Here is a 13,680-nt window from a genome sequence, read left to right on the forward strand (position 1 = left end):
ATATGTACATATTATTTCTTTAATACAAACCCAAACTTATCCCAAGCTTGTAAATAATCTAATAAGAAGATTTCTTTGTCCACAACACGGCCAACTACGTTTGTTTTTCCTGTGTTCACCATATCTTTTAAGGCAATCTGCAATTCTCCTTTATATTGACCATATTGTTCGTTATCAATAAGAAGGTCTCCGCGTCTAATTGGTCTTGTATTATGAGGTTTAAACTCTTCTTTTTTATATTTCACACGGCTTTGTGTTGAACGAATCATATATTCAGATACATCCCCGCGGTAGAAATGTGGTTCTTCTAATACAATTTTTCTTTCTAAATCAGTTGTTGTTTCATAAATTTCTACATCAAACGTTTGCTTTTCTTTATTTACTTCTCCGAGCGCCTTTAATTCTTCTTCTGATGCATATGCATTCGCAATGATTACATCATCAATCAATTCTGTTGCAAATAAATGTTTCGCCTGCGTTGTCATTGGCAATTCACGATGTTGTTCGATTGTACATAATCCTTCAGTTACCGGCCATGGACCATATGTCGCATCAAATGATGTAATAAAGGCAGCAGTTCTCATGCCGTAATCTTTAAATTGTTTTGAGCATTTCATAAAATGATCATAAGAAATACCAGAATAACGATGTGGGTAAAAATTATGACAACCAATTAAATTTTCACAGTTCGGGCGATGACTCATAATATTATCAACATATTTCGTACCGTTACTCATATTAATCTCAATTTTTAATCCATATGGGTTATATGTCATAATGGATTCTTCTAATCCTGAAAAACCAACATCTAGACGAATACCATATGCACCTAATTCATGGAAGAATGAAAGGTCGTTATAAGAAATACCAAGTTGTTCAAAAACAGCTGGACTAATATCAACGAGTACTTGGAAACCTAATTCATTCGCATGCGAAATCGTTTCCTTAAATTCTTTAACAATGTTCTCTTTTTCTCCATCCACTGATAATAAACATGTGAATACACGTGTAAAACCATATTGATGTGCTAATGTTAAATATTCCTTATCTTTCTCTACTGTAGAATGTTCTGGATAAATAGAAATACCTAGTCGTCTCATGCATATACGCCTCTTTCTTCATCATCATTTTGTAAACCCTTTCAAACATATATAATAAAGTAGTAGAAATCCCCTTCTACTTTACTATCCGTTTGAATCCGCTTTCTTTTCAGAAAAAACATCTCTATCAATCTTAACAACTAGCAGACTATACATCTATACTTTACCTTTTTTAAGAGCATTTGTGTATCATTTACACGAATTTGTAAATTTTTTCTCCCAAAAAATTGTTACATCATTTTAGTTCCCCTTTCTTGACTGTTACATTGACCTCTACATATACTCGAAAGAACAGAGAAAAATATTTAGGGGATGAATATATGGGAGAAGCAGCACTCGTAAAACGAGAACCATTATGGACAAAAGAATTTATTGCGCTCATTTTAGCAAACTTATGTATGTTTTTAGGCTTTCAAATGTTAATTCCAACATTACCTGTTTACGTGAAAGAAATTGGTGGCACGAGTTCAAACATCGGATTTGTTGTTGGAATGTTTACTGTGGCAGCTTTAATTATTCGGCCGCTCACTGGAAATGCACTACAAAAATTTAGTAAAAAGCTAATTTTAATGACTGGTACTGCAATTTGCCTACTAGCGATGGGCAGCTACCTATTTGCCTCTACTATCTTCCTCCTTCTTGCTGTTCGCATTTTACACGGAGTTGGTTTTGGTATTACAACCACAACATATGGAACTGTAGTCTCCTATTTAATTCCTGCAGCCCGCCGTGGTGAAGGTATGGGATATTTCGGTCTCTCTGGAACGATCGCTATGGCACTTGGTCCTCTTATCGGACTCTGGCTTATGCAAACTTATAACTTTACGATTCTTTTTTTATGTGCACTATCTTGCACAGTCGTTTCATTAATATTAACAAAGCTACTCAAAATTCAAACTACTGAGAAACCAATTCAACAAACACACGAAACGTTTTTAGATGGATTTATCGAAAGAAAAGCTTTACTTCCTTCATTATTAATATTGTGTATTACATTAATGTACGGAGGAATTGGGAGCTTTATCACGTTATTTGCTACGCAAGTCGGTATCGCTGATATTAGCCTTTTCTTCTTATTTAACGCCCTTGCCATCGCTGTAACACGTCCCTTCTCAGGAAGACTATACGATGTAAAAGGCCATGCATTTGTTATTATTCCCGGTGTTATCTTAACATTCACAGGGATTATCCTGTTATCGTATACAACAACAATACCAAGTTTAATCATTGCAGCAAGCTGTTACGGAAGTGGATTCGGCGCTATTCAGCCGGCCTTACAAGCATGGATGATTGACCGTGTAGCTCCGCATCGCCGCGGCGTTGCTACCGCAACATTCTTCTCGGCATTTGACCTCGGCATTGGAGCAGGTGCAATTATTTTCGGATTCATCGCACACTTTACAGACTATGCAACTGTATATCGTTATTCTTCTGTATTACTTATCGCGTTTCTCTTTATTTACATTACAAATGTACGAAAACAAAAACAGATGGATAAAAAGAATGAAAAAGCTGCTGGATAACCCAGCAGCTTTTTCTAACCCTTATCTATCTCGATGATACTTTAAATTTGTTGTTACATTGTCTCCAAAATAAGTCTCAGATTCATACTCTCCAGAAGCAACTATTTTAGTTGTTAACAACACTTTATTTCCAGCTAATTGAATGGTTGCCTTTTGCAATACATTACTTCTTATATTTGTAAATGTAAAAGTCCCAACACCATTATTATCAAACGTAACAATAGCTCCGCATAAAATGAATATTATTATTAACACAGTAGATGCATATTTCATTATTTTCTCCACGCCTATACTTAATTCTGAATTTGATTATATCCTCTTTATTTGGATATATATTATCCTCTCATATTATATAGTTCTAAGACACTATTTACTTCGCATATTTTTTTACGTTAAACAAAAGTATACAAAGGACTTCCAAATCAAATGTTATTTCTTTACAATACAACCCTATATAACGCATTAAAACCAATTAAATCCAGGGGTTTCTTTAAATAAATGTAAACTTTTTATCCCTTTGTAAATTTAATGTAAAGTTTACATTGATATCATTTACACCACCTCAAATTTTAGTTAATAATTACACCGTACATGAAATTTAAGGAGTGAAGTGCGTGGAATTTAATGTTCAAGACATGATCTTCCAGTTTATTGGTGGATTAGGTATTTTCTTATTCGGGATTAAGTACATGGGGGACGGTCTGCAACAAGCAGCTGGTGATCGACTACGTGACATTCTCGATCGTTTTACAACTAACCCACTTATGGGCGTACTAGCAGGTATGTTAGTTACCGTACTGATTCAATCTAGCTCAGGAACAACCGCTTTAACAGTTGGACTTGTAAGTGCTGGATTTATGACGCTCAGACAAGCAATTGGCGTTATTATGGGTGCTAACATTGGTACAACCGTTACAGCATTTATTATCGGAATTAAAATCGGAGAATATGCTCTTCCAATTATGGCAGTTGGAGCAATCTTACTATTCTTCTTTAAAAATAAAAAAGTACAATCTCTGGGACAAGTCGTATTCGGATTTGGTATGTTATTCTTCGGTTTAGAATTAATGAGCACAGGTATGAAGCCACTACGCTCTTTAGAATCATTCCAAGAATTAACTGTTAGTATGAGTAACAGCCCAGTCCTAGGAGTTATCGTAGGTACAATTTTTACATTAATTGTACAAAGCTCAAGTGCAACAATTGGAATCTTACAAGAATTATTCGGCCAAGGTGCAATCGATTTAAAAGCTGCTCTACCTGTACTGTTTGGTGATAATATCGGAACAACAATTACCGCTGTATTAGCAGCGATTGGTACTTCTATTGCAGCAAGGCGCGCAGCATTAGTACACGTTATCTTTAACATAGTTGGTACCATCATCTTTACAATTTTATTAGTACCATTTACAAACTTAATTCAATATTTCCAAACATCGTTACACTTAAATCCAGAAATGACAATTGCTGTTGCGCATGGAACATTCAACGTAACGAATGCGATTATTCAGTTTCCATTCATTGCAGTGTTAGCGTGGATTGTAACAAAAATTATTCGCGGAGAAGATGCCGCTATTGACTTTAAACCGCAGCATTTAAATCCAATCTTTATTGAACAATCTCCTGCTATCGCCTTAACAGAGGCACAAAAAGAGATTATTCGTATGGCAGAGTTCTCATTACATGGCCTAAAAGAAGCAACTCAATTTTTAAATACAAAAGAAAAGAAACATGCTGATATGGCAACTCAACTAGAGGGTGCTATTAACAACTTAGATAGAAAAATTACGGAGTATTTAGTGCTACTTTCTGAAAAACCACTTTCACCAATGGATTCCGAAAAACATTCTGTCTTAGCGTCTGTTGTCGGAGATATTGAACGCGTTGGCGACCATGTAGAAAACGTTGTAGAACTTGTGGACTCCCAAATTTCTAACCGTGTCACACTATCAGATGAAGCAATGACGGAACTAAATGAAATGCTTGAACTAACAATTTCAACATTACAAGATGCAATTGGAGCTTTAACAAACTTCGACACTGAACTTGCACAAACGGTCATTACGAAAGAACGTAAAATTGACCAAATGGAACGTGTATTACGTAAGCGCCACGTGCTACGCCTGAATGAACGTAGTTGCTCAGGTGATGCAAGCATCATCTTTATTGATATGGTAAGTAATTTAGAGCGTATCGGTGATCACGCTGTAAATATTGCAGATGGAGTTTTAGGGGAACAAGGGAAAGTTGCATTAAAACAAACACTATAATACAAACTGAAAAAACTGATATAAAATCTTTCTTTTTTGGTGAGAAAGAGCGTCCGTCCTTGCATAGAAGCGGTCAGGGTCTTTTTTAGTCCCATGACGAGTGAAAACAAAGAGAGAAAACGAGTACAGGTCTCCTTTTGTTTTCATAGCAGCGACTTATATGCCAACAAATCAAAATGGATTTAATCGAGTAGAAGACATGGCAATCCCATGTCTTCTATCACTTTATAATTGATTTTTTTCCTTTTCATTTATAAGAATTGCTCGAAATGATGTATGATTTATTATGTCTATCTCCTTTACTCCTAACAAACAGTTTTTTCACTTCATTATATAAGGCCTATAGAAGAATGTAATATAATCTTCCTCTTGAACATATTTCAACAAATCTTACTTCTTTATTATTTTTTCATAATATGTATTTCTATTTCTAATACGACAAATTATAATTGTTCTATTGCTTATTCTCCTAAAATTCACTTTACGAAAGGCGGAAAAATCTGACTTTTCGTGAAATAAATCGGATTTTAGCGAAATGTAAATGATTTGTAATGTTCTTTTTCGCTAACATTCATTATAATTAGGTGATATGAGTATCGTATTTCAATCCAAATGAAGGAGTATATGAAATGGATCAAAACCCATCTTTGCAAGAAAATATACGAAATAATAAGAAAAAAGGAAAGAAAAAAACAAAAATTATTATAAGTGTCCTTTTATTATTTTTAATAATAGGAGGCAGTTATACTTGGTTTTTAGTAAATAAAGCATCCTCTGCTGTTTTTAATGCCGCCCACGATTTAGCACGCGGTGATAAATCAGATTTACGTGATAAAGCAGTTAAACCTATTTCTAATAATGTATCTGTATTAATCATGGGCGTTGATGAAAGCGATGTCCGTGGCAAAGAATATGGTGCTGCTATAAGAACAGATGCAATGTTACTTGCAACTTTTAATAAAGATAGTAAAACTGTAAAACTTTTAAGTATTCCACGAGACACATATACTTATATCCCAATAGAAAAGAAAATGGATAAAATTACGCATGCACATGCATTTGGTTCGGCTAAAAATGGAAAAGCTGGTGGCCCGCAAGCTAGTATTGATGCGGTAGAAGATTTACTCCACGTTCCTGTTGATTACTTTGTAAAATTCAACTTTAAATCATTTATAAAAATTGTGGATGATTTAGGTGGTATTGAAGTAGACGTTCCTGTTGAATTTACTGAACAAGATAGTAACGATAATGCAGGTGCAATCCACTTGAAAAAAGGCGTTCAAAAATTAAACGGTGAAGAAGCTCTTGCTCTTGCTAGAACACGCCATATTGATAGTGATGCAATGCGTGGTCAACGTCAACAACTTGTTATCGAAGCCATTCTGAAAAAACTAACAAACATTGATTCTGTAACAAAAGTAGGAAATATTATTGATCACATTAATGGACAATTCGTTACAAACTTAACATTTGATGATATGTTATCATTCTATAAATACGGTTCAGATTCTTCACTTGAAAAATTACAAATTAATGGTAAAGATTGTTATATGTCAGCTGGTGATAAAGAATGCGGTCGTGCAAGTGATGGTGGTACGTATTATTATGTACCAGTAGAAAAAGATTTAGACGATTTAACAAAACAACTTCGTACTCATCTTGGACTATCTGAGTATAAGAAAGTTGATTCTGATGATAAAGAGAACAAGAAAAAAACAAGCTCTGAGAAAACAAAAGATACGAAACAAGATAACGATAATCGTCAAAATTCTACTAACCAAAAAAGTAACAATGACGATGAAAACGTAAAGACCAAAACATCATCGAATGAGAAAACAAAAGATACAAATCACGATAGCGATAATCGTCAAAATTCTACTAACCAAAAAAGTAACAATAACGATGAAAACGTAGAGACCAAAACATCATCGAATGAGAAAACAAAAGATACAAATCACGATAACGATAATCGTCAAAATTCTACTAACCAAAAAAATAACAATAACGATGAAGACACAGAGACAACATCGAATAAAAATTAATAAAAAACCCAGCTCTATAGAGATAGAGCTGGGTTTTTTATACACCCTAATATAATTTTGAAAACAACAACAATTCTAATTTTTTTAACTATCAATTTCAATATCTTTAAATTATAATAAAAGGTAGAGTTATATTCTAATTAACAGGAGGCACAAACATATGAAAGCCGCAGTAAAGCATAACGTTTCAGACTTTAAAGATTATCTACAATCCAATGAAATACATATGGAAGAAAACATAGATGAGAATGATGGCTCTGTATTTTTTTCAGTAAACTTAGAGACAGAGAGTGGTGCAAAAGTTCGTCTTATCGCTGCCTTTCATAACGAACATCCTACTGTCGATATATATTGCTTTAATCTCGCTCAAGTTCCTGATTCAGCTAAGAAAAGCAAAATATTGCATTTAATCAACGAACTAAATACAGCATATAGATTCGCAAAATTCACAATTAGTAACAGCGACTCCATTGATATTTCAACTTCCCTTGTATTTACAGAACCATACTTTAACCCTGCCCTTGTATTTGAGCATACTAGACTATTATATAAAGCTGCAAATGATGAATATGAAAGATTAATGAAACTTATTTGGGCTTAATAACTTGAACGCCACTGGTTCTCCAGTGGCGTTCTTACATTCTTTCTATACTAGCCTTCTTCTTAAAATATCTATCCAGTAATATCTGGTAATACACTTCCCAAAAATCATATTACAATGCGATATCCATCCAAATTTTAATAGATGTTGAAACAATCAATATCGCTAATATCCACTGCAATATTTTTTGATTTAACCTCTTCCCTACACTTGCTCCAAGCGGTGAAGCAATTAAACTTGCAATCGCGATCATTATAGACGGCAGTACTACCACTTGTCCTGTAGTTACTTTTCCAATTGTAATCCCGATAGATGAAATAAAAGTAATTGCTAATGAAGTTGCAATTGTCATATGTGTAGGGATTTTAAGAATGACAAGCATAATTGGCACAAGTAGAAATGCACCACCTGCTCCAACAATACCAGAAGAAGTACCTACGATAAATGCTAAAACACTAGCTAATCCTTTATTATACGTCAATGCTTCTAAAGGAAGCTCGCTGCGATTTTTTTTCGGAATAAACATCATAATAGCTGCTATCGTAGCTAAAATAACATATACAATATTAACTTGCCCTGCATCTAATACTCTTGAACCTAGACTCCCGACAAAACTTCCCACTAAAATACTCGTTCCCATATATAATACCAATGTTTTATTTATATAACCGCTTTTCCGATAAACCCATACACCTGCAAATGTTGCGAAAAACACTTGAATAGCTGTAATACCACTTACTTCATGTACCGTATAACCAGTAAACCCTAATAGCACAGGAATATATAAAATCATCGGATAATTAATAATAGCACCGCCAATACCAACCATTCCTGATATAAATGAACCAGCAAAACCAATAAGAAAGATTACAATCATAAAACTGAAGCTCATCTTTATTTTTCCCCCTTCTAAAAAGAAGGCATTCTTTAATTACCTTTAAATAAATAGATTCACATTCCCATCAGAAGCATCTGCTAGATAAGCTGCCACACCAGCGAATTCAACATCTTCCATAATCTCTTCTTCTTTTAGTCCTAATAAATCAACTGTCATTTGACAAGCTACAAGCTTAACACCTTGCTCTTTTGCCATATCAATTAAATCTGGAAGCGGCATAGCATTGTGCTTTTTCATAACATGCTTAATCATTTGAGGGCCCATACCGGAAAAATTCATTTTAGATAAGCCCATCTTATTTGCACCGCGAGGCATCATCTTTCCAAACATTTTCTCTAAGAAGTTTTTCTTTACTTTTACATATTCATCTTTTCGAAGTGCATTTAACCCCCAAAACGTATGGAAAATAGTCACCTCTTGATCATACGCCGCTGCACCATTGGCAATAATATAAGCTGCCATCACCTTATCGTAATCTCCACTAAACAAAACAATCGTTGTTTTTTTCTTTTTCTCCATGTTAACTCCCTACCTCTATATACCTATACGGGTATTTTGCGAAATATACAAAATCCTTTATTTATAAAAGAACCCTGCGTCGTACTCCGTATTATTCTATTTTACCTTCCCAATCTAACATACCACCAGTCATATTTATAACCCCAAAACCATAGCTTTCTAAAAACTGAACAGCTCGTGAACTTCTCCCACCAGAGCGACACACCATAATATATTCTTTGTTTTTATCTAATTCATGCATGCGAAATTCCAACAGGCCAAGTGGAATATGAATAGCTCCCGGAATTTTCCCTTCCATCACCTCTTCCACTTCACGAACATCAATAACGTGTAATACTTCATGATTCATCAATTTATTTTCTAATTCTTTTGCTGTCATTTCTTTCATTTTTCATTTCCTCCTTAATTCCAAGCATTCATACCACCTGAGACATTCGTAATATGTTGAAAGCCTAATTTTTTTAACATTTTTGTTGCTTGTTTACTTCTCATTCCACTTTGACAAATTACAATTACTTCTTTGTTTTTATCTAAATGGCTCGCTTTTTGTGCTAACTCATTTAATGGGATATTCTGAAACCCTTGAATATGATTCCCTCTAAATTCACCAGGTGTACGAACATCAATAAATTGTTTATTTTTTTTATTCATCTCCGTCTTTAGTTCTTTCCCGCTTATATTTTTAACTCCTTTAACCGGTAAAAAGCGAGAAATGATAAACCAAGCAACAAGTATAGTTAAAACAATATTGAATACTACATTTGCACTCATACACCATCTCCTCCAATCTTTCTCTATACAATTCGTATCCGTAGAGCAGGTCTTTTTGTTTTACGCCTTTTTAATCCAGAACTTCAGTACACTATTTTCTTCCGTATGCTGTAGTACTTCGTGTCCACCTGTTTTTGACCAAGCTGGAATATCCTTTATTGCACCTTTATCTGTTAAATGAACTTCTAGCACTTCTCCAGATTGTAAAGCTTCCATAGCTTTTTTTGTTCTTACGATTGGCATTGGGCATGCTAAGCCTTTCACATCTAATACTTGTTTTGCATTCATATTCTATACCTCCAACATATTTTTTTATTATTAATCGTGCACCGCACAGCGGTTTGGACCAATTTCCATTTCGCGCTCTTCTTCTACACTTGGATTGATTTTCCCCATATTCGTCTGACGAATATCTTGATATGCATTCGGCTGGGGCGGTAAATTTTCTGTAACTGTTTTTCGAAACTCCAACTCATCTTCAATATTTAATCCTGCATTTCGTTTAAATAGATCTTTCAATTTTGCACGAACCCGCCCTTGCTCATCCAGTTCGCTTACTTTCGAATAATGCGCTGGTAAAACAATCAAATCTTGAGATAATGTTTTATAACGTTTATATAAAGTGTTACGCAAATCACTTACCCAGTCTTCCGCTTTGCCCGCAAGATCCGGACGACCAATAGAATCTACAAATAAAATGTCACCTGATAGAAGATAAACATCATCTACAATGAATGATGTACTTCCAATTGTATGACCTGGTGAATAGATCGTCTCAATAGCAATTTTTGTTTCTCCCACCTGAATGACAGTTCCTTCAACAAGTGGCTCATAAGAAAAAACAACTTCTCCAGCATCTTTTGGCGGTAACCAATACGTACCTTTCACCTTCTGTGCTAACTTACGACCACCAGAAATATGATCGGCATGTAAATGTGTATCCATAACGTTTGTAATCATAGCACCTTGTTCTTTTGCAAACTCCTCATATGCTTCAATTGTTCGTATAGAATCAATCACTACAGCTTCCCCATTTGAAATAACCATATAGGACAAACATCCTTTTCCAAGACGGTTAAATTGATACACGCTGCCACCATCTTTTAAATCCCCTACTTTAATCGGCTTCACATATTCACTCCAAGCTTTCATACCACCAGCTAAATAATAAACATTTTTCAAACCAGCCTCTATAAGTTGCTCAGCAACAAACTTGGAAGATCCTTCTTTCGCACATACAACAAGAATATCTTTTTCCTTTGGCAACTCTTCCAAGATGCTTTCTACGCCTTCTAACAAATCAAAGTATGGTTTATTAATAGAAGAAACTTGTTTCCCTTCAATTTTCCAATCCATATAATCCACTTCATTACGAACATCTAAAATAAATAATTCTCCAAATAAAACTTTCTCAGCAATATCTTTCGCTTGTAATCCTATAGCACCCACTACCTTACCCCCTACGGTATAAATTTTGTTAAAAAAATTAAAAGTTAACTGCCCTACTCAAATTTTTTCTTATTCTTTTTCTGTAGTAGCTTACCACTACATCACTCAATATACATATACCTGTACGGGTATGTTAAAATGCTTTTTAAAATCTGTCAACACATTCGTTTGACAGATTATCTGCTTTTCACAAGCAGTTGTACAGCCTCTTTAATTAAATCTTCATTTGATGTATCGCCTTTTTCAAATTGTTCTCGCAAACAGTTTTCCAAGTTCGTTCCTACAATTAATCCAATTGTACGATCCATAGCAGAGCGTGATGCTGTTAATTGTGTAATAACCTCTTTACAATCTTTTTCTTCTTCAATCATTCGAAGTACACCGCGAATTTGTCCTTCAATTCGCTTCAACCTATTTTTAATATCTTGATTATATTCCAACGTGCTATCACCTCAATACTTTAATAGACATGCTTTATCTAAAAAAAATGTCTACTGCACCAGATTGTAGTAAAATTCTTATTTGAATTTACAACCTCATCATATACCCTTCAGGGTATTTTGTAAAGCCATATTTTTATATTTAAAATTAATTCCTACTATATTACCTTATATTATTAGCCACAGCCCCTAATATATTAATATACAATGCAGTTTGGTAAAGCAGTTGCATACAATTTAAAACCACCATCTACATTCTTCACCTTATATCCTTTTTCCATTAACATACGTGCAGCAACATAGCCTCTCATACCTAGCTGGCATGTAATATATATTTCTTCATTTACTGGAATTTCATCCAATCTTTCACGTAATTCATCTAATGGAATACTAACTGATCCCTTAATCATCCCTTGTTTCAATTCATTTGGTTCACGAACATCAATTAAATATCCACCTTTTTGGGCAATATGATTAATTTCATGCCACTGCACTGTATCTACAAGCCCTTCAATCATATTACTTGCAACATACCCCACCATGTTTACTGGGTCTTTTGCAGAAGAATACGGCGGTGCGTATGCTAATTCTAAATCTGGTAAATCCATTACCTTTAGCTTAGCTTTCATTGCCGTCGCAATTACATCAATTCGTTTATCTACACCGTCACGCCCAACAGCTTGTGCACCATAGATTTCTCCTGATTCTTTATTAAAAAGCAATTTTAATAAAATTGGATATGCATTTGGATAATAACCCGCATGAGAATTCGCCTGTACATGCACTACCTCATAGGGTATATTTAAACGCTGCAATACCTTTTCATTTACTCCTGTTGAAGCAACCGTTAATTCAAATACTTTTGCAATTGATGTTCCCATCGTCCCTTTGTATACAGACTCTGTATGCCCATGAATGATATCCGCTAATAGACGACCTTGCCGATTTGCTGGCCATGCTAATGGAATCATTGTCTCTGTTTCTGTTACAAAATCTTTTACTTCAATCGCATCACCAATGGCATAAATAGATGAATCAGACGTTTGTAGTTTTTCATTTACTTTAATTGTCCCGCGTACTCCAAGTTCTAGTCCTGCTTCTTTTGCCAAGCTACTCTCTGGCTGGACACCGATAGACAGAATTACCATATCCGTATTGATTTTCGAACCACTTTTTAAGCGTACGACTGCTCCGCCTTCTTCAAAAGTATCTACTCCATCTTCTAAAATGAGCTGAACACCATGCTTTTTCATATGTTCGTGTACATATGCTGCCATTTCATAATCAATTGGCGGCATTACTTGATTTGCCATCTCAACAAGCGTCACATCAATTCCTTTTTCTCTCAAGTTTTCTGCCATTTCAACACCAATAAATCCTCCCCCAATAACAGTAGCATGACATGGTTTCTTCTCATCAATATACCCTTTAATGCGATCTGTATCTGGTACATTTCGTAATGTAAACAACGTTTTTGCTGTTTCAATTCCTGGAATAGGCGGTACAATTGGTTTAGATCCTGGTGAAAGAATTAAAATATCATAAGACTCTTCGTATGTTTCATTTGTCATTACATTTTTCACAACAATTGTTTTTTCTTCCTTATTAATTTTTATCACTTCACTTAAAACACGAATATCTAAATGAAATCGCTTTGACATCTTTTCAACAGTTTGCACTAACAACCTCTGTCTCTCTTGAATCACACCACCAATGTAATATGGTAACCCACAGTTTGCAAACGAAATATATTCGCCTCGCTCGAACATAATAATTTCATCCTCTTCACTTAAACGACGAAGACGTGCTGCTACTGATGCTCCTCCTGCAACTCCACCGACTACAACAATTTTTTTGCTCATCTTTTCATAACCTCCACGATTATTTTCATTTAACTTTTCTTCTTTTTACTTACTACATATAAATATACAGGACATCAAATTACATATACCCGTATAGGTATATAATAAACACAAAAAAATATAATGACAATATATACAGCTCAAACTTTATACTTGTTCACAAAATTGAAACAAGCTTGGTATGAAAAAAGCCACTGGTTTCCCA

14 protein-coding genes are annotated in these 13,680 nt (G+C 34.6%); 4 read left to right on the forward strand and 10 right to left on the reverse strand.

Annotation, left to right across the window (positions count from 1 at the left end):
- Positions 1-11 precede the first annotated feature (11 nt).
- The gene (locus C568_RS0118075; protein ID WP_018782352.1) at positions 12-1,100 is read right to left on the reverse strand and encodes a DUF871 domain-containing protein; all 1,089 of its coding nucleotides are present in this window, start codon (positions 1,098-1,100) and stop codon (positions 12-14) included.
- Positions 1,101-1,420: 320 nt separating this feature from the next.
- Here C568_RS0118075 and C568_RS0118080 point away from each other — a divergent pair, with 320 nt between their 5' ends.
- A complete protein-coding gene (locus tag C568_RS0118080; RefSeq protein WP_018782353.1) occupies positions 1,421-2,623 on the forward strand; it encodes an MFS transporter in 1,203 nt (400 codons plus the stop codon).
- Positions 2,624-2,644: 21 nt separating this feature from the next.
- Here the strand turns inward: C568_RS0118080 and C568_RS0118085 are convergent, their stop codons facing one another.
- Entirely contained in the window at positions 2,645-2,896 is a 252-nt protein-coding gene (locus C568_RS0118085) for a hypothetical protein (protein WP_018782354.1), read from the reverse strand.
- Between the two features lie 341 nt (positions 2,897-3,237).
- Here C568_RS0118085 and C568_RS0118090 point away from each other — a divergent pair, with 341 nt between their 5' ends.
- From C568_RS0118090 to C568_RS0118100, 3 genes are all read left to right on the forward strand, one after another.
- On the forward strand, positions 3,238-4,893 hold the full coding sequence (locus C568_RS0118090) for a Na/Pi cotransporter family protein (RefSeq protein ID WP_018782355.1): 1,656 nt from the start codon (positions 3,238-3,240) through the stop codon (positions 4,891-4,893).
- Between the two features lie 629 nt (positions 4,894-5,522).
- Positions 5,523-6,935: an LCP family protein gene (locus C568_RS0118095; protein WP_018782356.1), complete on the forward strand. Its 1,413-nt coding sequence runs from the start codon at positions 5,523-5,525 to the stop codon at positions 6,933-6,935.
- A gap of 160 nt (positions 6,936-7,095) precedes the next feature.
- Positions 7,096-7,536: a hypothetical protein gene (locus C568_RS0118100; RefSeq protein ID WP_018782357.1), complete on the forward strand. Its 441-nt coding sequence runs from the start codon at positions 7,096-7,098 to the stop codon at positions 7,534-7,536.
- Positions 7,537-7,648: 112 nt separating this feature from the next.
- Here the strand turns inward: C568_RS0118100 and C568_RS0118105 are convergent, their stop codons facing one another.
- The 8 genes from C568_RS0118105 to cdr all read right to left on the reverse strand — a co-directional run bounded on the left by C568_RS0118105 (position 7,649) and on the right by cdr (position 13,475).
- Positions 7,649-8,428 carry a sulfite exporter TauE/SafE family protein gene (locus tag C568_RS0118105; RefSeq protein WP_018782358.1) on the reverse strand — a complete coding sequence of 260 codons (780 nt, stop codon included), beginning with the start codon at positions 8,426-8,428 and terminating at the stop codon, positions 7,649-7,651.
- Positions 8,429-8,473: 45 nt separating this feature from the next.
- A complete protein-coding gene (locus C568_RS0118110; protein WP_018782359.1) occupies positions 8,474-8,953 on the reverse strand; it encodes a DsrE/DsrF/DrsH-like family protein in 480 nt (159 codons plus the stop codon).
- 91 nt (positions 8,954-9,044) lie between these two features.
- Positions 9,045-9,341: a rhodanese-like domain-containing protein gene (locus C568_RS0118115; protein ID WP_006093617.1), complete on the reverse strand. Its 297-nt coding sequence runs from the start codon at positions 9,339-9,341 to the stop codon at positions 9,045-9,047.
- A gap of 14 nt (positions 9,342-9,355) precedes the next feature.
- On the reverse strand, positions 9,356-9,724 hold the full coding sequence (locus tag C568_RS0118120; RefSeq protein ID WP_018782360.1) for a rhodanese-like domain-containing protein: 369 nt from the start codon (positions 9,722-9,724) through the stop codon (positions 9,356-9,358).
- Between the two features lie 60 nt (positions 9,725-9,784).
- Positions 9,785-10,012 (reverse strand): sulfurtransferase TusA family protein, encoded by a 228-nt coding sequence (locus C568_RS0118125; protein ID WP_018782361.1) that lies wholly within the window; start codon positions 10,010-10,012, stop codon positions 9,785-9,787.
- Between the two features lie 30 nt (positions 10,013-10,042).
- Positions 10,043-11,173 (reverse strand): MBL fold metallo-hydrolase, encoded by a 1,131-nt coding sequence (locus tag C568_RS0118130; protein WP_018782362.1) that lies wholly within the window; start codon positions 11,171-11,173, stop codon positions 10,043-10,045.
- Positions 11,174-11,349: 176 nt separating this feature from the next.
- On the reverse strand, positions 11,350-11,613 hold the full coding sequence (locus C568_RS0118135; RefSeq protein WP_003195373.1) for a metal-sensitive transcriptional regulator: 264 nt from the start codon (positions 11,611-11,613) through the stop codon (positions 11,350-11,352).
- Between the two features lie 197 nt (positions 11,614-11,810).
- A complete protein-coding gene (gene cdr, locus C568_RS0118140) occupies positions 11,811-13,475 on the reverse strand; it encodes a CoA-disulfide reductase (protein WP_018782363.1) in 1,665 nt (554 codons plus the stop codon).
- Between the last annotated feature and the right edge of the window lie 205 nt (positions 13,476-13,680).

Origin of the sequence: Bacillus sp. 95MFCvi2.1 (genome assembly GCF_000374965.1) — a bacterium.
GTDB classification, from domain to species: Bacteria; Bacillota; Bacilli; order Bacillales; family Bacillaceae_G; genus Bacillus_A; species Bacillus_A pseudomycoides.

Excerpts from the sequence above, each read along its gene's own strand:
- C568_RS0118075 (WP_018782352.1), bottom strand. The coding sequence starts at position 1,100 with ATGAGACGACTAGGTATTTCTATTTATCCAGAACATTCTACAGTAGAG.
- cdr (WP_018782363.1), bottom strand. The coding sequence starts at position 13,475 with ATGAGCAAAAAAATTGTTGTAGTCGGTGGAGTTGCAGGAGGAGCATCA.
- C568_RS0118105 (WP_018782358.1), bottom strand. The coding sequence starts at position 8,428 with ATGAGCTTCAGTTTTATGATTGTAATCTTTCTTATTGGTTTTGCTGGT.
- C568_RS0118080 (WP_018782353.1), top strand. The coding sequence starts at position 1,421 with ATGGGAGAAGCAGCACTCGTAAAACGAGAACCATTATGGACAAAAGAA.
- C568_RS0118095 (WP_018782356.1), top strand. The coding sequence starts at position 5,523 with ATGGATCAAAACCCATCTTTGCAAGAAAATATACGAAATAATAAGAAA.
- C568_RS0118120 (WP_018782360.1), bottom strand. The coding sequence starts at position 9,724 with ATGAGTGCAAATGTAGTATTCAATATTGTTTTAACTATACTTGTTGCT.
- C568_RS0118110 (WP_018782359.1), bottom strand. The coding sequence starts at position 8,953 with ATGGAGAAAAAGAAAAAAACAACGATTGTTTTGTTTAGTGGAGATTAC.
- C568_RS0118125 (WP_018782361.1), bottom strand. The coding sequence starts at position 10,012 with ATGAATGCAAAACAAGTATTAGATGTGAAAGGCTTAGCATGCCCAATG.
- C568_RS0118115 (WP_006093617.1), bottom strand. The coding sequence starts at position 9,341 with ATGAAAGAAATGACAGCAAAAGAATTAGAAAATAAATTGATGAATCAT.
- C568_RS0118085 (WP_018782354.1), bottom strand. The coding sequence starts at position 2,896 with ATGAAATATGCATCTACTGTGTTAATAATAATATTCATTTTATGCGGA.
- C568_RS0118100 (WP_018782357.1), top strand. The coding sequence starts at position 7,096 with ATGAAAGCCGCAGTAAAGCATAACGTTTCAGACTTTAAAGATTATCTA.